Source organism: Leadbetterella sp. DM7 (assembly GCF_040829825.2).
Lineage (GTDB): Bacteria > Bacteroidota > Bacteroidia > Cytophagales > Spirosomataceae > Leadbetterella.
In genome coordinates this window covers 385,086-411,103 of sequence record NZ_JBFOLH020000002.1, presented here as the reverse complement: position 1 = coordinate 411,103, position 26,018 = coordinate 385,086, and the positions used below count along the sequence as shown (strand labels likewise).

The 26,018-nt window shown below is 48.2% G+C and carries 21 protein-coding genes; 14 read left to right on the top strand and 7 right to left on the bottom strand.

What is annotated here, in order from left to right:
- The first annotated feature begins 140 nt into the window (after window positions 1-140).
- The 9 genes from AB2U10_RS03675 (at window position 141) to porD (ending at window position 10,077) form a co-directional block, all read left to right on the top strand.
- Window positions 141-992 carry a hypothetical protein gene (locus tag AB2U10_RS03675; RefSeq protein WP_367914242.1) on the top strand — a complete coding sequence of 284 codons (852 nt, stop codon included), beginning with the start codon at window positions 141-143 and terminating at the stop codon, window positions 990-992.
- Entirely contained in the window at window positions 993-1,628 is a 636-nt protein-coding gene (locus AB2U10_RS03670; protein WP_367914241.1) for a hypothetical protein, read from the top strand. It abuts the gene before it with no gap.
- The gene (locus tag AB2U10_RS03665; protein WP_367914240.1) at window positions 1,625-2,713 is read left to right on the top strand and encodes a sensor histidine kinase; all 1,089 of its coding nucleotides are present in this window, start codon (window positions 1,625-1,627) and stop codon (window positions 2,711-2,713) included. Before AB2U10_RS03670 ends, AB2U10_RS03665 begins: the two co-directional genes overlap by 4 nt.
- A 25-nt stretch (window positions 2,714-2,738) precedes the next feature.
- Window positions 2,739-3,368: a response regulator gene (locus tag AB2U10_RS03660; protein WP_367914239.1), complete on the top strand. Its 630-nt coding sequence runs from the start codon at window positions 2,739-2,741 to the stop codon at window positions 3,366-3,368.
- Between the two features lie 202 nt (window positions 3,369-3,570).
- Window positions 3,571-5,118 (top strand): hypothetical protein, encoded by a 1,548-nt coding sequence (locus tag AB2U10_RS03655; protein ID WP_367914238.1) that lies wholly within the window; start codon window positions 3,571-3,573, stop codon window positions 5,116-5,118.
- Window positions 5,119-5,240: 122 nt separating this feature from the next.
- Window positions 5,241-6,947 (top strand): carboxypeptidase-like regulatory domain-containing protein, encoded by a 1,707-nt coding sequence (locus AB2U10_RS03650; protein ID WP_367914237.1) that lies wholly within the window; start codon window positions 5,241-5,243, stop codon window positions 6,945-6,947.
- 77 nt (window positions 6,948-7,024) lie between these two features.
- A complete protein-coding gene (locus AB2U10_RS03645) occupies window positions 7,025-7,840 on the top strand; it encodes a peptidoglycan-binding protein (protein WP_367914236.1) in 816 nt (271 codons plus the stop codon).
- A 129-nt stretch (window positions 7,841-7,969) separates the two neighbouring features.
- Window positions 7,970-9,178 carry a bifunctional phosphopantothenoylcysteine decarboxylase/phosphopantothenate--cysteine ligase CoaBC gene (coaBC, locus tag AB2U10_RS03640; protein WP_367914235.1) on the top strand — a complete coding sequence of 403 codons (1,209 nt, stop codon included), beginning with the start codon at window positions 7,970-7,972 and terminating at the stop codon, window positions 9,176-9,178.
- Window positions 9,178-10,077, top strand: a complete 900-nt coding sequence (gene porD / locus AB2U10_RS03635) for a type IX secretion system protein PorD (protein WP_367914234.1) — start codon at window positions 9,178-9,180, stop codon at window positions 10,075-10,077. Before coaBC ends, porD begins: the two co-directional genes overlap by 1 nt.
- A gap of 80 nt (window positions 10,078-10,157) precedes the next feature.
- Here the strand turns inward: porD and AB2U10_RS03630 are convergent, their stop codons facing one another.
- The 3 genes from AB2U10_RS03630 to AB2U10_RS03620 all read right to left on the bottom strand — a co-directional run bounded on the left by AB2U10_RS03630 (window position 10,158) and on the right by AB2U10_RS03620 (window position 11,879).
- Window positions 10,158-10,751 (bottom strand): NAD(P)H-dependent oxidoreductase, encoded by a 594-nt coding sequence (locus AB2U10_RS03630; RefSeq protein WP_367914233.1) that lies wholly within the window; start codon window positions 10,749-10,751, stop codon window positions 10,158-10,160.
- Entirely contained in the window at window positions 10,748-11,233 is a 486-nt protein-coding gene (locus AB2U10_RS03625; RefSeq protein WP_367914232.1) for a DUF4405 domain-containing protein, read from the bottom strand. The genes AB2U10_RS03630 and AB2U10_RS03625 overlap by 4 nt, the downstream gene beginning before the upstream one ends.
- Before the next feature lie 64 nt (window positions 11,234-11,297).
- Window positions 11,298-11,879, bottom strand: a complete 582-nt coding sequence (locus AB2U10_RS03620; RefSeq protein ID WP_367914231.1) for a Crp/Fnr family transcriptional regulator — start codon at window positions 11,877-11,879, stop codon at window positions 11,298-11,300.
- Window positions 11,880-12,154: 275 nt separating this feature from the next.
- Between AB2U10_RS03620 and AB2U10_RS03615 the strand changes: the two genes are divergently transcribed.
- From AB2U10_RS03615 to AB2U10_RS03605, 3 genes are all read left to right on the top strand, one after another.
- Window positions 12,155-12,913, top strand: a complete 759-nt coding sequence (locus tag AB2U10_RS03615) for an SDR family NAD(P)-dependent oxidoreductase (RefSeq protein WP_367914230.1) — start codon at window positions 12,155-12,157, stop codon at window positions 12,911-12,913.
- Window positions 12,910-15,714 carry an FAD-binding and (Fe-S)-binding domain-containing protein gene (locus AB2U10_RS03610; protein ID WP_367914229.1) on the top strand — a complete coding sequence of 935 codons (2,805 nt, stop codon included), beginning with the start codon at window positions 12,910-12,912 and terminating at the stop codon, window positions 15,712-15,714. Before AB2U10_RS03615 ends, AB2U10_RS03610 begins: the two co-directional genes overlap by 4 nt.
- A gap of 129 nt (window positions 15,715-15,843) precedes the next feature.
- A complete protein-coding gene (locus AB2U10_RS03605) occupies window positions 15,844-16,512 on the top strand; it encodes a hypothetical protein (protein WP_367914228.1) in 669 nt (222 codons plus the stop codon).
- Between the two features lie 53 nt (window positions 16,513-16,565).
- On the opposite strand, the gene AB2U10_RS03600 is transcribed toward AB2U10_RS03605, so the two are convergent.
- Window positions 16,566-16,982 (bottom strand): DUF6157 family protein, encoded by a 417-nt coding sequence (locus AB2U10_RS03600; protein WP_367914227.1) that lies wholly within the window; start codon window positions 16,980-16,982, stop codon window positions 16,566-16,568.
- 261 nt (window positions 16,983-17,243) lie between these two features.
- On the opposite strand from AB2U10_RS03600, the gene AB2U10_RS03595 reads away from it, so the two are divergent.
- Window positions 17,244-19,760: an outer membrane beta-barrel protein gene (locus AB2U10_RS03595; RefSeq protein ID WP_367914226.1), complete on the top strand. Its 2,517-nt coding sequence runs from the start codon at window positions 17,244-17,246 to the stop codon at window positions 19,758-19,760.
- A gap of 125 nt (window positions 19,761-19,885) precedes the next feature.
- Here the strand turns inward: AB2U10_RS03595 and AB2U10_RS03590 are convergent, their stop codons facing one another.
- Complete coding sequence (locus AB2U10_RS03590; RefSeq protein ID WP_367914225.1) at window positions 19,886-20,605, bottom strand: LytR/AlgR family response regulator transcription factor; 720 nt, start codon at window positions 20,603-20,605, stop codon at window positions 19,886-19,888.
- Window positions 20,602-21,642 (bottom strand): sensor histidine kinase, encoded by a 1,041-nt coding sequence (locus AB2U10_RS03585; RefSeq protein ID WP_493820174.1) that lies wholly within the window; start codon window positions 21,640-21,642, stop codon window positions 20,602-20,604. The genes AB2U10_RS03590 and AB2U10_RS03585 overlap by 4 nt, the downstream gene beginning before the upstream one ends.
- A 225-nt stretch (window positions 21,643-21,867) precedes the next feature.
- On the opposite strand from AB2U10_RS03585, the gene AB2U10_RS03580 reads away from it, so the two are divergent.
- The gene (locus tag AB2U10_RS03580; RefSeq protein WP_367914223.1) at window positions 21,868-24,381 is read left to right on the top strand and encodes a TonB-dependent receptor; all 2,514 of its coding nucleotides are present in this window, start codon (window positions 21,868-21,870) and stop codon (window positions 24,379-24,381) included.
- A 107-nt stretch (window positions 24,382-24,488) separates the two neighbouring features.
- On the opposite strand, the gene rho is transcribed toward AB2U10_RS03580, so the two are convergent.
- The gene (rho, locus tag AB2U10_RS03575; protein WP_367914222.1) at window positions 24,489-26,015 is read right to left on the bottom strand and encodes a transcription termination factor Rho; all 1,527 of its coding nucleotides are present in this window, start codon (window positions 26,013-26,015) and stop codon (window positions 24,489-24,491) included.
- Window positions 26,016-26,018 lie beyond the last annotated feature (3 nt).

The following is a 26,018-nucleotide window of genomic DNA, read 5'->3' as shown; positions in this document are numbered from 1 at the left end:
CCGGAAAATAGTTTGGTTCAGATGGATAGAGGCTACATGAGAATTCACGCAACTTATATTCTTTAGCAATTATACAGGAGGGTTGATCAATTGTTGAGTTATATTTTTTTACATTTGATATATTTAAATAGGATACCCTTATGGCACAAGTTACTTTTCCTGTTTTTAATGCTGACGGCGGTTTAAGAAAACTGCCCGGACCCGGCTGCCTGGCCATGTTCAGCAATGCGATAAACCCGGAGGCCCAGAACAATATTAATGCCTTTAACGCCTTTATCCAGCGTAGCAATCAACCCTCTTTTTTTATATCGGATGCCACCTGGAAGATGCTCTGTGACGGCGAAAACCACAAAGGAAAGTGGCTTCCTGAAGATCATGAAGTATACGGGTTTGTTTTTTGCCTGGCCCTGAAAAAGTGGGAGGTGCTGGAAGAAAGAATCAGTGAGAAAAGCAGGTATTTCGGCTACGCCTATTTCAGGATCAGGACCATACTGAAGAAAAAAGGTACCGACCTGAACGGCGTTAATGACTTTGAAGCGTATGTGGAGGAAGAAAATATCGCCTACGCAGATGTGGCGGAGGCCCTGCAGGATAACTCGGTGTCTAATGAAGACCAGGTAAAATTCCTGACCCCCTCTGATTTCCTGCTGAGAGAGATCATCAATAAAGAGGTGGTTAAAAAAGGCGATGAGGCCCATTTGAAAAATACGTTTTTCGGAGGCATAGCTACGGAGGTAGACCGGGAAACCAAAGGGGAAATCAAGGGGATCTTCTCCAATGAAGGCGGGATATTCGGGATAGAAAGACTGGAGGAGATCAGGACCGGCAAAGGGACAAGGGTAAGCATAGCCCGGCGGATCAGACCCTACGATGAAGAAAAAGACAAGGAAGAAGGCATGCCGGACCTGTCAAGAAGGGAAATCTATTACCACTTTAAGATCAACCCGGAGTACGAAACCGATCTGCCTTGTCCAATGCCGCAGGTGTGTTAAATGGAGCTGTATAATTTTTATAAAGGATTTGCGCAAAGCGTTGAGTTTTTATTTGTTGTTCCTTTGTGTTTTGGCCTCTGGAAGTGGAATACCCTGGAAAAAGGGATGCAATGGATCGTGGTGCTCCTGTTTTGTGAACTATTGATAAACATTATTTCGTTTTATTATAACAGCGTACTTCATCAGAACACCCTGTTCCTGTCTTACTATTATTCTTTTTGCTGGCTGGTAACCCTGCTGGGGTTCTTTTACCTCATTTCCGGCAGGAAAGGGCTTCTTTCCGGGGTTTTGATCGCCGGGCTCCTTTCCCTGGGGTATGAATATTATCTTTTCGGAGGAAATGGCGGGATGAACTACTATTCAGGACTGATGATCAATTTCCTGATTTTTTTACTGAGCTGCAGTTATTTCTTTAACAGCCTGAACAATCAACATACCTCTACTTCGGTTGTATTGATCTTGCTGGCCCTGGTGATCCAGTTTTTTACGCGCACAGTAGACATTTTCCTTAAAAAATATTTGTTAGACAGCCCATATTATACAATTCTCTGGTATTATGAAACAATCATCTATTATTACGTTATGCTGCTGTCGCTGGTTATCTATTCCGTAGCGTTCTATTCGTTGAAAAAATGAAAAGGCTATTCCTGATCCTGTGTATTCCGGTCTGGTGTTTCGGAAATTCAGACTCCCTGGAAATTACCCGGTTTTATACCAGGACAGGTGTGATACGGAGCGATTCGGTATGGAACCCTAAAGGTGAAATTGTACTGAATGTTCCCCCGGTTTTTGTGTCGATCTCGTTAAAGGAGGAACCGGGACAGAACCTGGTCTGTATCCTGACCGATACCCTGACCTTGTACGATACCCTTTACCTGGGTGTTAACCCCACCGTGAACTTTTTCAACCTGCCGGGTGGAAATTACACGGCGCGATTTGTGGATTTAAGTAACGGTGCCACGGCCGTGCAAAAGTTTGAGATCAAATCTTCGTTCTGGCAACGGTGGTGGTTCCCGCCCTTTATATTGCTGGTATTTACCCTGGTGATCGGGATCGTATTTTATTATATTTACAAAATTCGCCTCCGGCAACAGCTTCATACCCAGTTAATAAGGGATAACATTGCCAGGGATCTGCACGATGATATCGGCAGCTACCTGGGAAGCATCAGCATTCTCAGCCAGAGCATAGACATTTTAATGGCGAAAAACCCGGATAAAGCCCGGCTGTCTATTGGTAAGATCGGCGATACCGCCCGGCTGATCATGGATACCATGGGCGATATCGTATGGAGCATTAACTCGAACCACGATTCCATGCCCATGGTGATCCAGAGAATGCGCGACCTGGCTTCAGAGCTGCTTTCGGAGCAGGGTATAGTTACTGATTTTGTCATTGATGAATCTATCCAGAAGCTTAGCCTCACGCTCGACAAAAGAAGAGATTTTTACTTGATCTATAAAGAAGCGGTAACCAATATCCAGAAATATGCCCGGGCCACCCGGGTGGAAATCGCTGTCAGGAAGGAAGAAAACGATGTGTTGCTCACGGTAAAAGATAACGGGGCAGGCTTTGACGTATCAGACCCCGGCCAGCGCAAAAGCAACGGCGGAAACGGCCTGGTGAATATGGATGCCCGGGCCCGGAGGCTGGGCGGTACGCTGACCATTACGAGTAAGCCGGGAGAAGGGACAACACTGAATTTCAGCTTTAAAATTTGAAAAGGCATTTATCTGTTTTACAGCTATGGAAGATATCCGGGTTCTTATTTATGAAGACAACAGGTCGCTCAGGGAAGCGCTTTGTTTCATGCTGGAGTCTACTGAGGGGTTCCTGGTGGCGGGGGCCTACGAAGACTGTACCGGCATACTCCGGCAGGTCAGGGAGCACGGGCCTGACGTGCTGTTAATGGACATCGACATGCCCCACCTGTCGGGAATTGAGGCCATAAAGCTGGTGAAACCCAAATTTCCGCAGGTAAATATCCTGATGCTTACCGTTTTTGATGACGATGAGCGGGTTTTTGAAGCTATCAAAGCGGGAGCCACCGGCTACCTGCTCAAAAAAGCACCTCCCGGCCGTATCCTGGAAGCCCTCACCGAGATTTACGAAGGCGGGGCTCCCATGAGCCCCGCCATTGCCCGGAAAGTCATCCTGAACCTGCACACCACTCCGGCGCACGTGGAAGAAATAGCCCGTTTAACCGCCCGTGAGCTGGAAATCCTGCAGCTCCTCTCCGAAGGCAAAAGCATGAAGATGATTGCTGACAGCTGCTTTATAGCCGTTCATACGGTCAGAACCCACGTAAAAAGAATCTACGAAAAACTACAGGTACACTCGGTTACCGAAGCCCTTGCCAAGTTCCATAAGCGATAAGCCGTTTGCCGGATCATCGCCCGTTTCTCCCTCATTTTCTGCTGCATATCTTCCTGCGGCAACTTCAAAATCACTCATTTTAGGTATTTCCTGCTGTTTAATTATTTCAAAACTTTGTCATGAAAACGGCTGGAAGCCGGTTTTACAGGCCGAATCCGAAAAGCCTTAACAGAGTAGGAGAAAACTAATACGTATAACTGAAATGGCAACATTTGTTCCTATGCCCAATGAGGCTGACTTTATGAGCTACCTGCTGGGCGATGTATTCAGAAAGATCACGAATGGAGGGGATCCAAGAATGTTGGGGCCCAATAATTTTATTGCCTGGGAACCGGTCCCCGTGGTGATAGATAAAGAGGCTTTTGATTTTGCCTTGAAAGGATTTTTCGGGACTACCCCCCGTTTGGAAAACATGACAGACGAGGAGTATTCCGTAGCAAGGGCATCATCACAGTACAGCAAATATGCCTACGCTGAAGAATTTTCGAGACTGGCTGACCAGGTACCCAGCCTGATCCCGGAAGTAGATGAAAACGGCGCAAGAAAATTTACCATTTTTAATCCGCATCCCGACCATACGAAATCCAACGTATACCAGGATATTATGGATTACTGCGTAGTGAAGAATACCAAAACGGATCCGAAAGTTGAAAAAAAGCTTGAGACGCTAAGAAAGGAGATCGTTACTATAAAGAAATTGAAAAATCCTGATTTTGACGATTCTCAGGTAGAGCATCCGGAAGATAACCCCAAATATATCTTCCAGTCATTCCCGTCACCGCAATATGTAAAATACCTTGAATACGAAGCCCTGTACTATGAAGCAGAAGACAGGCTGACTGATCTTCAGAAAAGGGTAGCGGAGGGAGATACCGAAGCCATGTCAGAAATGGCCATTAATGGAAGGAACTTTATTAAAAGAAGAGATGACGCCTTAAAGCGGTGGGAAAGTATAGGGTATAAGGGGAAGATCGAAAAGGTGATGAATTATATTGATGAAATAGAAAGCAGCAATTTCATTACCGTTAAGAAAAGATACGAATCAGAGCTTCTGGCGGCCAAGAGAACAGGCCTCGGGGGAATGAATACCTACTTTTTCTCCGCTCCGGTTCCTGCAGGTACGCTTCAAAGCTCGTCGGGCTGGATTAAATACGAGTTTAAAAAGAGTGATTATGATAGTAAATACAGCAGTACCGCCCATAGCTGGGGAGCCGGGGCCACGGTATTGGGCTTGTTCTCTGTGGGAGGCTCAGGAACTCATAAACGGATAGATTCCAGTTATAATTTCAATGACTTTCATCTATCATTCAGGATCGGGAAATGCTATGTTTCCAGCCCATGGTTCGGCAGCACATTTATTAAGTCGCGGTACTGGAAGTACTCCAGGAACGGAGCGGATATCATGAATAACCAGATGGTCAGTGATGGTAACGGCAAAGGCCTTTTGCCGGCAGTGACCACCGAACTTTATTTTATAACCGATTTGAAAATAGGGTTTACAAGCGCATCTGATTCTTACAAAAGAGCCGAGGATGCTGTTAAAGCCGGGGGAGGGCTGGCTATTGGTCCGTTTATGTTTGGCGGCAGCTACGGCTACAACGATGTAAGAGTCAACCGTTCGGGGCAGGAACAAAAGCAGGGCATGAGCTCGGATGGGATTCTTCTGCTGGGAAGGAAATGTAATATTCTTGATCCGGCGCCGAATCCTTTACCCGGTATCAAGGAAGAAGACTGGGTAGAAGTAAATTAAAATTGTGCCGGCTGCCAGCCGGCATAATTTATAGCCGTGAGCTGGCAGCTTTTCAATCAAATAAGTGCCCTTCACTCCTGAGGGGCTGGTCTAAGCAAGGTATCTTAAGTTAATTTATACAGATGAAATACTATATTGCTCTTTTTCAGAAAATAAAAGATTACTATGAGTCGCAAAGCGCTAACGCCCGTGAAATAGCTTTGATTTGCCCCTCCCTGAGGGTTTTTGAAGAGTCGGAGATGAAGCTGCTTCTCCCCCAGATACTGATTACTGAAGAGATGAAAGGGGAGGCACTGTTAAAAAAGGAAAGTATTTCATTGCAGCTGAACTCACTTCCGGATAACGATAAATATTGGGATGTTAACCCGGGTAATACTCTTTATGAAGCCTACAATACCATTATTAATAAGCCACAGGAGCCTCCTGCAGAAGGTCATGACATGGGATTAGAGGAAGAAAGGAAAATTCTGTATGATGCTAACGGGAAACCTACGCCAGAGAAAAAAGCATATGACAAATACCTGGAGTTGCTTGACGAAATTATGAGAGAGTATGAAGACCATGTATCCACCTGGTCATCTCTGCAAACCGAAGAAGAGAAGTCGGTTTGGGAGGAAAAGTTAAATATTATTCATCTCAAAAAAGAGCGGATAAAAATTGACCATATTCTTCTCGGGTATAAAAATGAAGTTAATAAGGCTATGGCAAAGATCAATAAATCTGATGCCTATGATATTTTTCTCTCGAACCTCGACGCCGCCAGAAATGTCCTGGAAAATGCAAAGAAAACAGGGATATTATCTATGGCATCTTATCTGGATATCAATTTTGTGCCCTATGATTTCATGTCGGGAAATAACGGATGGGTCAGGCTCAGCCTCGATAAAGATGAGCTGGAAGAGCTGTTTAAAAAGTCAGGAGCAGGTACTATGGGGCTGGTTTCCCTTTCGGGCGATTACGATGAAGAAAATATTAGAAGCATTGAACTGGAATATTCTGTTGTAGGTATGCAGAGACACTGGTTTTCGGTAGCTCCCATTGTATCGGAATTTTTCAGATGGTCAGGAGAGAAACCGATTGCGGATGGTGAGACTCTTTCCGGCGGATTTCTCTTGCCCGCTTACCCGAAGAAGCTCCTGCTGATCCGAAACCTGAAATTAAACCTTGAGCCCAGGGTAAAAGAAGCAGAAGTGAGTGATATCAACCAGATCATCCGGTTTGGACCCATCATTATGAAAAATCAACTTTTCACCAATGCAGCCAACAACAATAAGTTTATCAAACCTATCAGGAACAAGGAGGTTTTGGGATCAGTTAACGTCAGAATGTACCAATCTAAAGCGGAAGTTACAAAACCAGCCGCCGTTCCTCCCATTCAACCGGTGGCGTCTTCTGTGATGTCAGCCACCCTACGCCAGCCTGTAACTGTCAAAAGAGCATTCTTCTCTCCAGCCCTTTTTCAACCGGTAAAAGTTATAGCTCCTGTGGCTAAACTTACCCGGGTATTTATCCGGCTGACCGATGCTCTGTCTGCTTCGCCTGTATATAAATCAGAGATATCAATCGTAGGGACGAACAACTCCCTGTTTAAAGAAATTGAATCGGATCAGGAGGGGAAAGCGGAAACTTACGTTCCTGTCGGGCAATATGCCCTGACAATCAGGAAAGATGGTTATACGGTTTTTAAGTGCAATTTGACTGTAAATAATTCCAATACGCTTACACTGGAGTATAAGCTGAACCCTGAATCTGTCACGTATGACACCTATTATCTCATAGGTATGATTTGTGAAAAGTTACCCAAAATAGCAGGAGGGGAGCGCGGTTAAGTGCTTGGGAACAGTTGTTTAAACCGTTCAATGAATAGAGAATCATAGTGGAAGACGGGAAATTAAATTTTATACAGATGAAAAAAATACATTATCAAAGAGAGCTTGTATTGCCGTTTTCACAGCAGAGAGGCGGGCAAAATACAAAGAAAGAAGTGATGAAGATTCAGTCATGGCTCTGCCTGTATGAGACGAGCCATAGCGGATCCGGAACGTATACTTCAATAGATGGTACATTTGGCCCGGCCACAGAAAGAGCGGTGAAAAATTTTCAGAATGCAGTGGGAATCCCTCCTACAGGGATTGTAGACCAGGCCACTTTTGATAAAATGACCTCATCCCTGTGCAATGCTTTTGAAGCATCACTATCCGGCCCGGATTTGCGGTCTTTGATTGCAGAAGCTGCAGAGAAACATTTGGCTGAATCTCCTTCCGAACTTGTTATCAATGGACAAACCAATTCAGGCCCCTGGGTCAGGAGCTATATGGACGGGCACGAAGGCACCGACTGGCTGTGGTGTATGGGTTTTGTTCAGACCATAATTGACCAGGCATTCTCACACCTGGGCAGAACCTTTACAGAGATGTTTCCGCTTACCTACAGTTGTGATGTAGTGGGGATGACAGGTCTGGATAAGGGTGTCCTGGTAAGAAACCCGAATATCCGGAACGGCTCGGCTACCATCAAAAAGGGTGATATTTTTCTTCTTCGTCAGTCGCGGCTGGATTGGATTCATACCGGTATAATCGTAGAGATAGAAGACAAGACATTTACTACTATTGAAGGAAATACCAATATCAACGGCTCTTCTAACGGAATAGGTGTTTTTAAAAGGGTGAGAAATTATAACACCAGCATCATTGATGTCTTTTCAATTGAGAAATGGGTATAAAAATCTTCATAAGGTTAATAGGTAGCTGAATTCACATAACTTTTTGCCCTGTCAGCTCAAAATCTTTTCGGGAATAGGTAAGTCGTTGGGATTTTAATATTTTTACTCCGCATTCCAAATCTCATCAGAATGATCCTGGAGAACAAAAATATCCTCATCGGCGTAACGGGTAGCATTGCGGCCTATAAAACGGCGCACCTGATTCGCCTGCTGGTCAAAGAAAAGGCGAACGTAAAGGTGGTCATGACCCCGGCCGCCGCGGAGTTTATTACGCCGCTGACCCTCTCTACCTTGTCGCGGAACCCCGTGTACAGCCATTTTTCGGATAAAGACACCGGTGAGTGGACCAGCCATGTGGAGCTGGGCTTATGGGCCGACCTGCTCCTGGTTGCCCCTGCTTCGGCCAATACCCTGGCCAAATGTGTGACTGGCGTATGCGATAACCTGCTTCAGGCGGTGTATCTTTCTGCCCGGTGCCCGGTGATATTTGCCCCGGCCATGGACCTGGACATGTACCGGCATCCGTCGGTTCAGGCCAACCTGGCCATCCTCAAAAGCTACGACAACCGGGTTATTGAGCCCAATACCGGCGAGCTGGCGTCAGGCCTGGAGGGAAAAGGGCGTATGGCGGAGCCCGAAGAGCTGGTGGAGGCCCTGCAGCGGGAATTTTCTGCAGAGCCGCTTCTGAAAGGTAAGACGGTAGTGGTTACTGCAGGCCCTACCCAGGAAGATATTGACCCCGTGCGCTTCATCAGCAATCATTCATCCGGGAAAATGGGCTTTGAAATTGCCCGGTCTTTTGCCCGCGGCGGAGCGGCTGTGCACCTGGTGGCCGGCCCCGTGGCCCTGCCCGATATTCCCGGCGTAAACCGTATCAACGTGAGAACGGCGACAGAAATGTTTGAAGCGGTGAACAGTTTGCATGAGCAGGCTGATTTCGTGATCTTTTCGGCTGCTGTGGCCGACTACCGGCCGGAAACCGTGGCCCAGCAGAAGATCAAAAAGCAGGATGACGAAATGTTTATTGAATTGGAGAAAACCGTGGACATTGCCGCTGAGCTGGGGCGTGTAAAGCGGGAGAACCAGGTGCACGTAGGCTTTGCCCTCGAAACCGATAACGAGCTGCAGAATGCAAGAGGCAAGCTTGCCCGCAAAAATTTTGATATGATCGTGCTGAATTCCCTGCAAGATAAAGGGGCGGGTTTTCGTTATGATACCAATAAAATAACTATTTTTGATCAGAACGGCGGTGAAAAGTCATTCGGACTGAAGCCGAAAGAGGTGGTGGCCGATGACATCAAAAACGCCGTTCTGGAATATTATAAAAGCATCCGCTAATGAGAATACTTTTAATGCTGCTTGTCTTTTCTTTCGGACAGGTTTTCGGACAGGAGCTTCAATGCAAGGTGAGGGTCAACTATTCACAATTGAGCACCAATACGTCGGGAGACCGGGAGGTTTTTTCGGAAATGGAAAGTGCCATCAGCAACTTTATGAACAACCAGAAGTGGACCAACGATATTTACGGTACAGGCGAAAAGATCCGCTGCAACCTGAATATTAACCTGATCCGGAGCTCGGCACAGTACAGTTATTCGGGCACGGCGCAGTTCCAGGTGCTCAGGCCCGTATACGGTACCACCTATGAAAGTGTGATCTTCAGTTTCCTTGACAGGAACTTTGAATTTTCTTTTGCTCCTGAAAACCGCCAGATGCTCTTTAACGAGCAGGCGTTTACCAGTAACCTGACCAGCATGCTGGCCTTTTATTCGCTGACCGCCCTGGTGATGGATTATGACTCTTTCTCCCGCCTGGGAGGCAACCCGTTTGTTGACCGCCTGTACAACATTGTGAGCCTGGCCGGTTCGGCTATGGAGGGCCCCTGGGGCAGCAAGGCCGACCCCAGAGACCGGTATTGGGTCATGGAGAACCTCCGGAACCAGCAGTTTACGGTTTTCCGCGAAGGGTTTTACAATTACCACCGCCTTGCCCTGGATAACCTGACCACCCAGCCGGCAGAAAGCCGGAAGCTCATCAGCGAATACCTGGAGTCGATACGCACGCTCAACGCCCTGCGGCCCAGCGCTACCATGATCAACCTTTTCTTCGACGCCAAAAGTGAAGAGATCGTCAACGTGTTTTCCGAAGCATCCAAAAAAGACAGGGAGGCGGTATACAAGCTCTGCTCGGCCATAAGCCCCGATAAAACGGAAAGCATGCGGCGCCTGTTGCAATAACCCACGCTGTCCGGTTCTGTAACGGTTTTAACCGCGAGTTGCTCTCTAACCGTTTGTTAACGGCTGTTTTGACCTGGTGCTTATTTTAATTTTTTTGGAATGGCGTTTAGCATTTTAACTCTGCCTTGCAGTTTGCGTTCCTCTGCATTGAAGTTTATCCAATGAAATTTCCTGAGCCCGATTTTATGGAAGGTGCCCCGTTTCATCATCTTAACGATCGGGTTACCGTACCAGAAGCGATAAATAATTGTGGGTGTTCCGGATACGGTCATAACATAAACGTCGGGGTTCTTCTTTTGAAGCTGGGCCAGGTCGCCTGATTTTAAGCGCCCTTTTGCAAGCACTTTGTCCAGAAAGCCTTTGGTAGAAGCTGGCATACCTTCCCACCAGATGGGAAAAATGAAAATAATTTTATCAGCGGTTATCAGGCGCTGAAAATAGTGGTCGGTTTGCTGATCTATAAACGGTTGTGTGCGCCAGGCAACAAGGTCTTCCCTGGTCATTACAGGGTCAAAGTTGTCCGCCCGTAAATCAATTAAATCAACTTCGCCGTTTTGGGCTTCAATTGTTTCCCTGACCTTTTTGTAAACGGCTGCAGAAAAAGAGCGGTTGTGAGGCTCGTTTTCTGATGCCTGCGGTCCGTAGGGGTGATCAAAAATAATTAATGCTTTCATGGCTGTTGATAGATAAGTTTAATGATGTATTCGGGTGATTTCTTATTTGCAATACTGATCTCCTGAATAGATTGCAGCGTATCTTTGATCATGATGCTGTGGTGCCTGAGCGTGCTATCTGCCCTGGTGTAATCAATATTCAGTGTTTTGAAGGAGTAACAAACAGGTGATTGTACCATCTGCTCCAGTAATTTCCGTTCAAGATTGCCTTTTATCCTGCCAATAACAATCCATGAAACGGATACAAAAAGAATGACGATGCCGGGTAAAAATAACCTCTTTTTCCTGCCATAATTCTCAATACTTTTCCAATGGGTAACGATGTGCAGAATAGCAAAAAATGCGAAGGTCAGGCCTGAAAACTCGTGAACAACATTTGTGTAATCGTCCAGCAAATGAAAAAACATAAGAATGCCCGAGAGGGCAACAACAATAAAAACAGCACCTAAAAACGGCGTTATAACATCACGGTTAAATTTCATTTCGCCCGGTTAAATTTCCGGCAAAATTGGAAGGAATACTTCAGCCGTGAAATAACATATGTTACTAAATTGAAGCTGCTTTGAGCAGTTTACTCCTTATGCGGCTCAGATGTACGGTTGTGATGCCCAGATACGAAGCAATGTAATGTTGTGGAACGCGTTTAATGATTTCGGGCTTTTCTTTTAGCAAATTCAGATAGCGTTGCTGGGGAGTATCTTTGATGAAAGAAAGGCAATGTTTCATGTAATGAATGTTGCGGTCAAATAAAACATCAAGGAGCTTATGCCTGATTTCAGGAATTTCAAAACCATCGCTCATTATCCTGTCCATGTCTTTTTTGCTGATTACCCATAAAGTGCAGGGCTCTACGGTTTCTATTGTAACAATGCTCGGGATGCTTTTCCTGAAGCTTTCAGTTGAAGATACCCGGTCATTTTCAAAAAAGAATTGGAAAGTGACATCTTTCCCATTGTTGTTAAACCACACGCGGACACAGCCTTTTTCAATAAAAAATACTTTTTTTGAAATGTCTCCCTCCCTGAGAAGCACCGTTTTGGCAGGAACTTTCACCTGTTTAAAACAGCCTGGATAGCCCTCCTGTATTAGACTGTCCAATAGAAATTTGGTTTTGAACGGTTCAAACATTTTTTTCTATTTACGAAAAAGCCCGGTTTCAGGCGATAAAATATTCACAGGTGGAAATTTAGCCTGTTACACGTATTCGCTTCTTATTTTCAGCCATTGCAAAGATAATTTACGATACCTTAGTTTTGCGCCTATAGACAGGATAGTTTAAATCAGATTTTGATAACTCAGGCCCATATAAACTGTTTTGTGCGGAATGTCTTAACGCTTTTTGCTTATTTTTGTATCTGTATGCTGCTTTTCAACAAAGCAGCCGTTAAATCTTCCTTTTTAAAATGAGCAGAACGGCATTAATTACAGGGGCAAGCTCCGGGATAGGCGCAGCCACCGCCAGGGCATTGGCATCATCACATATCCATCTTGTCATTTGCGGCAGAAGAGCCGAAAGGCTCGAAGCGCTGAAGCAGGAGCTGGAGCCGCAGGTAAAGGTACATACACTCATCTTTGATGTGGCCGATTTCGGAAGTGTTAAAAATGCCATAGATTCATTGCCGGAGGAGTTCGCCCAAATCGATATCCTGGTCAACAATGCCGGCAATGCGCACGGACTGGGGGCCATCCAGGACGGTGACCTCGACGACTGGACACGCATGATCAACAGCAACGTCATCGGCCTGCTGAATGTATCGAAATGCATCATGAAGCAGATGACCGACCGGGGCAGCGGCCATATTGTGAACATCAGCTCGGTGGCCGGTAAGCATGTGTACGAAAACGGAGGGGTTTACTGCGCCACCAAGCACAGCGTGGAGGCCATCAGCGAAGCCATGCGCAAAGACATGACCGCTTACGGCGTTAAGGTGACCAATATAGCCCCCGGAGCAGTTGAAACCGAGTTTTCACTGGTGAGATTCAAAGGCGATGAAGACCGTGCCGGTAAGGTGTATGAAGGTTTTGAACCTTTGCAGGCCCGGGATATTGCCGATGCCATTGCCTATTGTGTCAATGCTCCTGACCATGTGACCATTGCTGATATGACCATTTACGCCAGGGCACAGTCATACCCCAATACCATCTACCGTAAGCCGAAATGATCGGGGCGCTGCGTACGATTGTCGGCCCTGACAGGGTGAAAGATAAGTATATCGACCGGGTGTCGTATGCCTCAGATGCCGGCTTTTATTACCTGGTGCCTTTGGCTGTGGTGCAGCCCGACTGTGAAGAAGAGATCATCCGGCTGTTTGAATACGCCCGCCAATATACGGTCCCGCTGGTTTTCAGGGGTGGGGGCACCAGCCTTTCAGGACAATCGGTGACCGATGGCATCCTGGTGGACCTGTCGCGCTTCTGGAAGAAAATAAGCATTGAGCAGGAGGCTGCGCAGGTACGGGTGCAACCGGGAATTACCGGGGCCATGGTCAACGCGCACCTGAAGAAATTTGCCCGCAAGATCGGTCCGGATCCCTCCAGCATAGGGGCGGCCATGATGGGCGGTATTCTTTCCAACAATGCCAGCGGCATGTGCTGCGGTGTAAGCCAGAATTCTTACCATACCATACGCTATATCCGGTTTATTTTGCCTGACGGCAAGGCTTTTTCTACGGAAAATACAGCAGATTATGCCCGCTTTGACCGGGAATGCCCGGAACTCGCGCAGGAATTGCTGGCGCTGAAGGCGCAGATAACGGGTAACCCGGCCTTAAAAGAACGGATCCGCGAAAAATACCGGACCAAGAATACGGTCGGCTATTCGTTAAATTCCTTTCTCGACTACGAACAGCCGCTAGATATTTTTGCCCATCTGCTGATCGGCGGGGAAGGCACATTGGCATTTATTTCGGAAGCCGTGCTCGACACCGTACCCGATAAGCCGTTTAAATCTACCGGCCTGCTGTATTTTACCGATATTTTTTCGGCCTGCCAGGCCATTCAGCCACTGATTGAAACGGGTGCGGCCATGGTAGAGCTGATGGACAGGGCCTCCCTGCGGTCGGTAGAAGACCTGGAAGGCATGCCGGCCGTGGTAAAGATCCTCCCGGAGGCGGTTTCAGCCCTGCTGGTGGAGTTCCAGGAAGACTCTCCCGGGGAACTGGAGGCCACCGTGGCACGCTTTGAAAGTTGCCTGCCGGCATTTAACCTGGTAGAAATGCCTGAATTTACCCGGAACCCCGCCCTGCAGGCATTTTACTGGAAAGTACGGAAAGGCCTGTTTCCTGCAGTAGGGGCCGTGCGGGCCAGCGGTACCACCGTGATCCTGGAAGACGTGGCGTTCCCGCTTCAGCACCTGGGACATGCCATCATGGATATACAGCAGCTTTTTGTCAGGCACGATTATACCAACGGTATCATTTTCGGACATGCCAAAGACGGCAATATCCATTTTGTGGTAACGCAGACTTTCGCTACCGGCCGTGAGGTGGAGCGTTACGATGCTTTTATACGCGATGTGGTAGAGCTGGTGGTGAAGAAATACGACGGGGCCCTGAAGGCCGAACACGGCACGGGCCGGAACATGTCGCCGTTTGTGGAAACCGAATGGGGCACCGAGGCCTACGCCATCATGAAAAGGCTGAAGCAGGCGGTAGATCCCCGTAACCTGCTTAACCCGGGCGTGATCATTAACGAACATGCTGATGCCCACCTGCGCGACCTTAAACGGATGCCTTCGGTAGAAGAAGAGGTCGATAAATGCATTGAATGCGGCTTCTGCGAGCCAAGTTGTCCTTCACGCCAGTTCACTGCCTCGCCCCGCAGGCGTATTGTGATGCGCCGGGTGATGGAGAACCTGAAAGACGAAGGAAAAACGGCAGAATACCGTGAGCTCAGCCGTGAGTTCCGGTTTGACGGACTTGACACCTGTGCCGTAGACGGGCTCTGTGCCGTGAACTGCCCGGTGAACATCAACACCGGTGACCTGGTCAAGCGCCTGCGGGTAGACGAGCATTCGGTGGCAGCAAACCGGCTGGCACTGAGCACGGCCCGGAACTTCGGCGGCCTGGTCAGCCTGCTGCGCTGGGGGCTGAGCACGGGGCACACCCTGAACCGCTGGCTGGGAGAACACACCATGGAGCGCATTACTGCCGCTGCCCGGAAGTTAAGCCCCGCCGTGCCGCTGTGGACTGCGCAGATTCCGCCATCACCCGCGTTGAAATACCGGAACGACCCGGTACCCGATATCGTGTATTTCCCCGCCTGCATCACCCGCATGATGGGAACCTATGCCGGGAAACCGAAAAACCTGGTAGAAACTTTCTACAGTGTCTGCGATAAGGCCGGAGTAAAATCAAGGGTGATCCGCGAGGTGAACAGCAGCTGCTGCAGCCAGATTTATTCTTCCAAAGGCTTTAAAGATGCCTATGCATTCAAAGCCAATGAAACTGTAGAACGGATGTGGCAGTCTTCAGAAGAGGGCAGCCTGCCGGTAGTGATTGATGTCAGCTCCTGCGAATATACCCTGAAGCATATTTACCCGGTTTTAACCCGTGAAAACCAGGTGCGATATACCCGGCTGACCATCTGGGACAGTGTGGAGTTCCTTCACAAAATCGTCTTGCCCCGGGTAGAAGCCCGGATCAGAAAGGAGAAAGTGGTGCTTCACCCGGTATGCTCGCTGGAAAAAATGAAAACCACCGGTCTTTTTGTGCAGATCGCCGAAAAATTTGCTGACGAAGTGGTGGTACCCCTGAATACGGGCTGCTGCGGAATGGCCGGCGACCGGGGTTTCCTGGTGCCCGGGCTGACGGCCTCGGCCACGCACCCGGAGGCAGAAGAAGTGTGCACACATACGGGCGTGAACGGCTATTATTCTTCTACCAAAACCTGTGAAATGGCCATGAGCCACGCTACGGAAAAAGATTACGAATCCATTTTGTACCTGGTAGATGAGTGTGTTTAAGGGGGGAGTTCCGGATGCCCGGTTCCAGGTAGTTAGTTCAGGCCTTAAAGGCAACCGGTCAGTCGATCAGGTTACAAAGCCATTCCATGGGAAGAGCCGGTTAAACTTTAAAGTAAACAGATAGAGATAATGAAATATGTGCTCCTGGTAACGTATATGCTTCTGACTTCTTCTACAGGAATAGGACAGGATTTTATTACAAATCCTACCCGTGTTCAAAAGAAGGCAAAGAAGATGGCCCGGAATCAATTCATGAGAGCATGGCAGGAACAGGAAGAGGTTTCAAAGCTGGCAGCTAAAAGAGAAGCTGAAAACCGGGCCTTCATACCTGTCAGCTCTTTTGTAATAAGTAGTGATGCCGTTAATTATGACTATTCAAAGAGTATAATACATTACCTGGAACCGAATACGAAATTTCCGCTGGCCATGTCTTTTGTTCTAAAAAAGGAATTCTTTTTTAAACAAAAAATTGATGCGGTAATTGATTGTTATCACCCTATTGCCTATGAAGATACTGATTTATGCGCTTACCAGGAGGATATCATAGAGGGGGATAAACGGTATTTTGGAGATAGGATATATAAGGCCTATAGTGCACTTTCAAACAGGAAATATGATTTCCTGTTTGTTGTAAAGAAAATCAGGGGCTGTATATGGGTGGTAGAAAATAAGAAGGTTTCTCTTTACAACATGAATGATTATAAATTCTATGACCCCGATGAATTTATCAGAATGAAATGTTCTGACGAAATGATAAGAGAATTTGCAGCAGGAAAATCTCCCCAACTATGTAATTAGCAACTCCCTTTCTTTTGACCCGGCACTAAAACTCAATATCCCGGACTATCCGCCTACTTCCTCACCGCCCGCATTGCTTTCACTTTCTTCACCGTAGGGTCAGCCATAAGCTGCTGGTATCTGTCTGTTTCGGCTCCGTAAAGGGCCATCCTGCCCTCCTGGTCGTAATGAATACCGAAGCCGTACCTTTTTGCAAGGGGAGAGGTACGGAGACAGGGCTGGCCTTTTGAAAAGAATTCCGACCTGGCCTGTTCGTATTCGGAAGGCAGGAGGTCATTTTTCTCGGCAAAAATGCGGAACAGCACCTCGTCAGAGGTAAACCGGTACGGGTGCCGGGCAATCAGCTCATACTGCTTCTCGGCTATCGTTTTTTTGTCTTTCCCCGATACGGGTGTCTCCCCCGCATCTGCCGGGCAGTCTTCGGCTATTTCGATAAGCGTGTTGTAATAATTGGTGGAATGCGTTTTCATAAAAATAGTATTTGATGGGTAAAGCTACATTTTTTTATCGTGTTGCGCAACCCAATACCCTGTGTACCAGTGAATCCTGTTTTTTTGGTGAGGTGCGCGCAACCTTCCGCCTGTAAAATGCATCCTGATAATAGCAGGCAGCCATTTATACTGTAAACCTGCCGCCTGTAAAATACGGGCAGCAGTCCAAAGGAATGAGCTCTACCTTTGAACTTAAATAGAGGCTGCAAGCCGATATTCGCTATTACTTATACAATAAATATGAAAAAGCTGTTACTGTTTTTAGTAGGAGTATTCACTCTTACATCTTCTGTTTTTGCCCAAAAGCCCGCACAGATCAGGGGTACCGTATGGGATAATAATAACCAGGCGCTGCCCTTTTCCAATGTATTTCTCCTGGCAGCGGCCGACTCCAGCATGGTAAAAGCCGCCCTGGCCGATGAGCAGGGAAATTTTGTATTTGATGACCTGGCTTACGGAGAATACCGGGTGTCGGCATCTATGGTGGGATACGGGAAAACCGTGACCCCGAAGATCGTGCTTTCAGAAGGGAACCCGGTAGTGAAGCTCGAAAAGCTGGTGCTGACCGCTGCCACCAACGTGCTGAAAGATGTGACCGTTACCGCTAAGAAGCCCCTGCTGGAACAGCATGCCGATAAGCTGGTCATGAACGTGGAAAGCAGCATAGTCAGCGCCGGAAGCACCGCTATGGAGCTGCTGCAGCGGGCGCCGGGCGTTTCTATTGACCAGAACGATAACATCAGCCTTAAAGGCAAACAGGGCGTGCAGATCTATATCGACGGCAAACCCACCTATATGACCCAGGAGCAGCTGGCCAACCTGCTGAAAAACATGGCCAGCGACCAGATCGAAAAGATCGAGATCATTACCAATCCCTCTGCCCGGTATGATGCAGCCGGTAATTCGGGTATCATCAACCTGGTGATCAAAAAGAACAGGAATTTCGGAACAAACGGTAGCCTGACTGTAGGGGGCGGACTGAGCCTGCCGCCGGCGTATGCGGAAGGAATTGAAGGCAACATGCCCAAATACAATGTGAGCCTGAACCTGAATAACCGCCAGGGGAAATTCAATACCTTCGGTAACGTCAGCTACCGGGCCGGGCAGAATTACGGCATAAATAAATTTTACCGTACACTCGATGACCGGACCTTCGACCAGAGTACCCTTCGCTATACCGAATCCAACGGACTTTCGGCCCGGGTGGGAAGCGACTTCTTTGCTACCAAAAAGACCACCTTCGGGGTATTGCTGAATGCCAATATCGGCAAATGGCAGTCGTCTGAACCCTCTGAAAACAGTACGGTGATCCGTGACCATGAAGAGGTCTCGTCTTCGCTCTTTACCTATTCCAGCCCGCGCATGGCCTGGTCAAATATAACCTTCAATACCAACTTCAGGCATGCCTTTAACGACAAAGGGCAGGAGATCACAGCCGATGTGGACTATTCTGTATACGACAATAAAAACCGGGAGCGGGGAATGATCACCGAATTCTTTGACCGCAACGGCCTGCCCTCGGGCGATAAGCTGACCGTCACCAGCGATATTCCCAATAAATTCAACATTATAGCGGCCAAGACCGATTACACCCTTCCTTTGCCGGGGTCTGATGCCAAAATAGAGGCGGGACTTAAATCCAGCTTTGTGAAGTCTGATAACGATATTAAATTCTATAACGACGGAGCCATAGACATGGGCAGAAGCAATCACTTCATTTACACCGAAAATATCAATGCGGCGTATATGAATTACGGCCGGAAGCTGAACGACAAGTGGAATCTGCAGGCCGGTGTGCGTATGGAGCATACGGTTTCAAAGGGCGAGTCGCTGACCCTGAAAGAGCAGAAAGACCGGAAGTACCTGAACGTTTTCCCCAGCCTGTATGTGACCCATGTGATCAACAAGAACAATACGCTGAATTTTAACTACAGCCGCCGCATTGACCGCCCGGATTACAAGAGCCTGAACCCGTTTATTTTCTTCCTTGACCCGTATACCTACGAGCTGGGAAATGAATACCTGCGCCCGCAGCTTACCGATGCTGTAGAGATATCGCATACGCTGAAGCAGGCCATTGTCACCTCAATAGGCTACAGCTATACCAACGGTTATTTCTCGCAGATTGTAAAAAATGCCCGGAATGAGCCGGAAATCCTTGAAAAGCTGATCCGGTACAACCCGAATACTGAGATTGATCCTGTGAACGTTTCATTTGCCACCCTGGAGAACATCGGAACGCGTCAGACCATCAATGCAGGGGTGAGCTTCCCGGTAAAAGTGAGCAAATGGTGGAATATGAACAACAACCTGTCTGCGTTTTACGCCATCTACAAGGGCGAGCTGATGGGCGACGTGCTGAATGTAGCCAACCTCGGGTACAACTTCTACACCAGCCAGAACTTCGTGGTGGCCAAGGGGTGGAACGCCGAAGCTTCCATGTGGTACAATTCACCGGTGATAGAAGGAATGTTCTCGGGAAGAGAGATTTACGCCATCAATGCGGGCATTTCAAAGTCGCTCTGGAAAAACAAAGGGAGCCTCCGCCTGAATGTAAACGATATTTTTGCTACCGCCCGCTGGAAAGGCCAGACAGACTTCGGCGGTGTAAAAATGAATATCAGCAACGTTTGGGACAGCCGCGGAGTGCGGGCCACACTTGTATACCGTTTCGGTAACCAGAACGTAAAAGGCGCCCGCAGCCGCCAGACAGCCACGAGTGCGGAGCAGAAGCGGGTAGGGGGCGAAGGAAATTAATCAGGTAACAATTAACAATGAACAGTGAACAATGAACAGTGCATAATTTAAATGCTCCCTGTTAGTTGTTCACTGTTAGTTATTAGTTGTTAGTTGTTAGTTGCTCCCTGTTCCCTGTTAGTTGTTCACTGCCCTATCTGCCTCTTCTCCACCATCTCCTTCAGCCCCTTCTTATAGCTGTCGCTTACGGGCAGGAAGATATTCCCGATCTGTACTTTCTCTTTGTCGAGGGCGTCAATAGCCTGCAGCGCCACAATGTAAGAATTGTGGATCCGCATAAAGCGGCTGGCAGGCAGTAGGGCCTCCAGCGACTTCATGGTCTGCAGGCTGACAATCTTTTTTCCTGAGGTGTGAATGGCCACATAATCTTTCAGTCCTTCGATATACCGGATATCCGCCAGGTCGACCCGGACATACCGGGTGCCGTCTTTTACAAAAATATAATCTTCCTTCGGCGCCTCTTCAGCAGGTGCTGCCGGGGCCGTTTTATTCAATCTCAGGGCGGCTTTTTCCACACTCTTCAGGAAACGTTCAAAGCTGATGGGCTTGATCAGGTAATCTACCACATCCAGGTCGTAGCCCTCAAGCGCATATTCGGAATAAGCCGTGGTAAAAATCACCAGGGGCAGGTTCTGCACGATCTTCAGGAGCGAAATGCCGGTGACCCCCGGCATCTGGATATCCGAGAACATCAGGTCTACCGTGTTTTCGCGCAAAAACGCTATGGCCTCGACCGGGTCAGAAAAGCTACCCCTGAGATCCAGGTAGGGTACCTTCCCCACGTGGTTTTGCATAAGGCTCATTCCCATGGGTTCATCTTCTACAATAATGCAGGTGATTTTCATGAAAGATCAAGGGTTAAGTGAACTTTATAGGTGTGCTTGTCTTCGGTAATGTCAAGTGTATGTTTCCCGGGATAGCTCAATTCCAGGCGTCTTTTAACGTTTTGCAGGCCTATCCCTGATTTTTCCTTTATATCCGGGCTTTCCGGCTTGCTGTTCTCTGCAACAAACGTAAGATGTTCCGGGTCAGCATGTATTTTCACCCGGATAAAGCCGTCTGAGCTGTGGTTGTTCAGGCCGTGCTTAAAGGCATTCTCCAGGAATGTGTTGAGAATCAGGGGTACAATATAAATGGAAGAAAGCGGGCCTTTGGTATCAAACGTGATGGGAACCGGCTTGCCGATCCGCATTTTTTCCAGCTCAATGAAATTCTGCATGTATTCAATCTCCTGCTGCAGGGTTACTTTTGCCCGGTTGGAGTCGTACAGCATGTACCGCATCATGCGTGAGAGCTTGACAATCACTTCCGGTGTATTGGGCGACTGGATGGTGGCCAGGTAATAAAGGCTGTTCAGGGTGTTGAAAAGGAAATGAGGGTTGATCTGCTCTTTCAGGAAACGGAGCTCGGTATTCAGCTTTTCATTCTCTATTTCCCGTTTCCGCGCTTCAATGCCGAACCACTCTTCCACAAACCGGAACATGCTGATAAACACTACAATGAAAAGAACCGTGAGCGAATAATGCACCATAAACCGTACAGACGTGAAGAGCTCGTGTATCCAGGTACCTTCTGTTTCCACCCTTTTGATAAAGATATAGGTACCCGTTACCAGGCAGAAGAAAAAGGCGAAAGACAGGATATACTTCACAAAGCGATGATCTTTCAGGAAGCGGGGAAGAAGAAAGCTGTAATTAATATATACAATGATGACTACAAACAGCACATGCACGAATGCTTCACGCAGCGAGTCTGCGGTAGGACGCTCCTTGTCGCCGCCGAAGCTGATCTGGTAAAAGAAGAAAGAGAAATAAACCGCCCAGAAGGCCAGGTGGATAATGGTGATCTTGTGTTTTTTAAAAAAATCCTGCATTGTTGTCATAAATTATATCGAAAGTAACACTTTTCGGGTAAAAATGTTTTTGATAATCAAGGTATTATTTACCGATGCCCGTAAACATTCGACAGATCCCCCTTTTTGATCTGCCGATGCCCCGAAAGGCGTAAAAAGCCCAACGGTAGAGAATTTCAGCCCGGAGGTCTAAAAGAAAATTCCGGCGTATTTTTTATGCTTTGTTTTGTGCTGAAATTAAAAAGGACCAAAAAAATGAAACGATTGATTCTATTCATGACACTGGCGTCACTGTCTGCATTTGCACAGGGACCTCCGATGGGAGGAATGCCCGCCGGCAGAAACAGGGAAAGTGTTCTGACTACACTCCAGGACAGCCAGCCAAAAGGAAATTCCAAGATTACAGGTACCGTAACCGACAGCCTGAGCGCTGAGGCGGTAGCCTATTCTACGGTGTCACTGATCAACCGGGAAACCGGGAAGGTGGTAGACGGCACCATGGCCAACGATAAAGGAGAATTCACACTGGCGCAGGTGGCCGCCGGAGAATACACCGTGCTGATTTCTTTTGTGGGATACCAGGACAAGCGGATCACGGATGTGAAAGTACAGAAAGGAAAAAATGTGGACCTGGGGAATATCCTGCTGCCGGTCAATGCCCGTGCGCTGGAAGAAGTGAAAATCACCGGGGTGAAAGCGCTGATCGAGGAAAAAGTAGACCGCCTGGTCTATAATGCCGAAGGAGACATCTCTGCCAAAGGGGGTGATGCATCTGACATCCTGAAGAAAGTGCCTATGCTGTCGGTCGATCTCGACGGTAACGTTTCGCTGCGGGGTTCCTCCAATATTAAGGTGCTGATCAATAACAAACCTTCTACCATAGTGGCCAGCAGCATTGCCGATGCGTTGAAGATGATCCCGGCTGACCTGATCAAGACCGTGGAGGTGATCACCTCACCCTCGGCCAAATACGATGCCGAAGGCAGCGGTGGTATCATTAATATTATCACCAAAAAATCAGATATACAGGGGCTCACGCTGAATGTTGACTCGGGAGCGGGCCTTCGGGCCTCTAACCTGGGCCTTAACGGAAGCTACCGGAACGGTAAGTTCGGGATGACCCTGGGTGGCTTTGGGCGGGTGTTTTATAACAAGTCGGGCGGTACACTGGACCAGACCACCTTCGGAAGCCCTTCGGTAAGTACCCGTCAGACCAACAGCGGTAACGACAACGGGATGTTTGGCCGGTATAACCTGGGATTTGATTACGACATCAGCCAGAACCAGTCGCTCTCGGCCGGGGTAGCCTTCGGTACGCGGAACCTCCGCCGTGACCTGGATTATACCACGAAGCTGTTTACCGACAATGCCCTTACCTCTACGTCGCTTCGTGAGGTAGACGGGAAAGACAATTCAAATAACGTAGACCTGAACCTGGACTATATCCGGATATTCAAGCCGCGGCAGGAGCTGTACGTATCTACCTACTATAGCCAGAATAACCTGATCAACAATTTTGATGCGAATATCCTGAATAATTCCGGGGAAATTTTCAGCCGGATGCAGAACCGGAACGATAACACCAATAAAGAATTTACGGTTCAGACCGATTTTGTAACCCCGGTAAGTACCAACCAGTCTTTTGAAGTAGGTCTGAAAGGCATTTTCAGGAACGTGAACAGTGACTACCGGTATCTTTCGGCTATCGGCTCGGGGGCCTTCTCGCTGGATCCGGCCAACCCGTCGGGATTCCTGGATTATTCCCAGAATATCGCTTCCGGCTATGCCTCGTATACCTATACTACGGCAGATAAGCTGACCCTGAAGCTGGGTGCCCGGTATGAATATACCACCATTGATGCACAGGATCAGATCAACCCCATTGCTATCCCGTCATACGGAAACCTGGTGCCCAGTGTGAATATCTCCAAGACGTTTGCCAACGGTTCTACCGTAAAATTAGCGTACAATAAGCGGATCCAGAGACCGGGGCTTCAGCAGCTGAACCCGAACTACAACGCATCGAACCCGCAGAATATCAGCATCGGTAATCCGAACCTGAGACCTGAGATCACCGATAACGTGGAACTGTCGCTGAGCACTTTTTCCGGGAAGAACTATTATAACTTCTCGCTGTTCGGACGCCAGACCAACAATGCCGTTACCCGGATCACCACGCCGTCAGACACCCTGGCCGGGGCCATGATCACTACCTTTGAGAACATCGGTACCCAGAAAGCCCTGGGCGGAAACCTCTTCGGAAACTTCTACCTCACCCCGAAATGGACGCTTAACGGCGGACTGGACCTTTACTACACCTATATGGAAGGACAGATTGCTGCGGCTGACGGAAGCTACCGGATGGCCGACAACTCGGGCATTGTGCTGGGGGGCAGGCTGCAGTCGCAACTGGTGCTGCCCAACAGCTGGACCGTACAGGCTTTCGGCGGATTCCGCGGCAAGCAGGTACAGCTGCAGGGAACCATGGGTAGCTTCTATATGTATTCGGTAGGCGTGAAAAAAGACTTCAACAACAAGAAAGGAAGCATCGGCCTGGCTGCTGAGAACTTCCTGGGCGGTATGAAGATGAACAGCACGGTTATTTCACCGCTGTATGAACAGTATAGCCGCAACAACATCTATAACCAGAACATCAAAGTAACTTTCAGCTACAAGATAGGCAAGATGGCCTTTGTGCAGAAAAAAACAAGGTCAGTGAAGAATGATGATGTGATCGGGGGCGGGAGTGAGAGCGGACAACAGCAATAGATAGTTAAAAACTAAAAGTGAAAAGTTGCGGTACAATTCTTTTATATAATGAATTATGTACCGCAACTTTTCACTTTTATCTTTTCACTTTTAACTTTTCACTTCCCTCACCGGTTCATCGTCGCCAGGAACTCCGCATTATCTCTGGTGCCTCTCATTTTGGAAAGCAGGAATTCCATGGTTTCCATCGGGTTCATGTCGGCCATATATTTTCTAAGCAGCCATACGCGCTGAAGCTCGTCTTTTTCCATCAGCAGATCTTCTTTCCGGGTACCGGAGGTCAGGATATCGATAGAAGGGAAAACCCGCTTGTTGGCCAGCCTCCGGTCCAGCTGGAGCTCCATGTTACCGGTACCTTTGAATTCTTCGAAGATCACCTCGTCCATTTTTGAACCGGTATCGATCAGGGCCGTAGCCACGATGGTCAGTGAGCCGCCGTTCTCGATCTTCCGGGCCGCACCAAAGAAGCGCTTGGGCTTGTGCAGGGCGTTGGCATCGACCCCACCCGAGAGAATCTTACCCGAAGAAGGCTGAGTGGTGTTATACGCCCGTGCCAGGCGGGTAATGGAGTCGAGCAGGATCACTACGTCGTGACCCGATTCTACCAGCCGTTTGGCTTTTTCAAGCACCATGCCCGAAACCTTCACGTGCTTTTCAGCCGTTTCATCAAAGGTAGAAGAAATCACTTCAGCCTTTACGCTGCGTTGCATGTCGGTTACCTCTTCCGGCCTTTCATCGATCAGCAGGATGATCAGGTAAATTTCGGGGTGATTGATGGTGATGGCATTGGCTATCTCTTTCAGGAGTACCGTTTTACCGGTTTTGGGCTGTGCCACGATCATCCCCCGCTGGCCTTTACCGATAGGGGAGAAGAGGTCAAGCACCCGGGTAGACATAATCTCGGGCCGCGTGCTGAGCCGGATCTTTTCCTGCGGGAACAGCGGCGTAAGGTATTCAAAAGGAATCCGGTCGCGGATTTCCTCGGTGGTTTTCCCGTTTACCGAGATCACTTTCAGCAGGGCGAAATATTTTTCCCCGTCTTTGGGCGGGCGGATGGTACCGTGAATGGTATCACCGGTTTTCAGTCCGAAAAGCTTGATCTGCGAAGGAGATACGTAAATATCGTCCGGACTGGCCAGGTAGTTGTAGTCGGCTGAACGGAGGAAACCGTAGCTTCCTTCACTCATGATCTCCAATACCCCGGTATTATCGATGAGTCCGTCAAACTCTTTGACCAGGCTATTGAACTGTTTTTTTATGTTTCTGCTGTAATCGTCTTTGCGTTTGGCATCCAGGGCCTGCTCTTTGGTTATCTCGTCTACAATTCCCAGGTCTTCGTCGGTGATGTCGGGCACCTCTTCCATGAGGTCAGACATGTCTATTTCTTCGTCGGATATCGCGGGTATAACTACTTCGTCTACAAAAGGTTCAGGTACCTGGATTTCCGGTTCAGGGAATGTTTCCTCAAAGGCGGGAACCGGGTTAAGATTGGGAGATTGCGTGGTATCGTCCGAAACTACTCGTGTAATTCTTTTCCTGACTCTGGGAGTCTTGGGAGCTTCTGTCGCAGGCTCAGCCTCAGAGGCTTTTGCTTTACTTCTGGTGGCTCTGGCCGGTTTTTTTTCTTCTTCCACTGA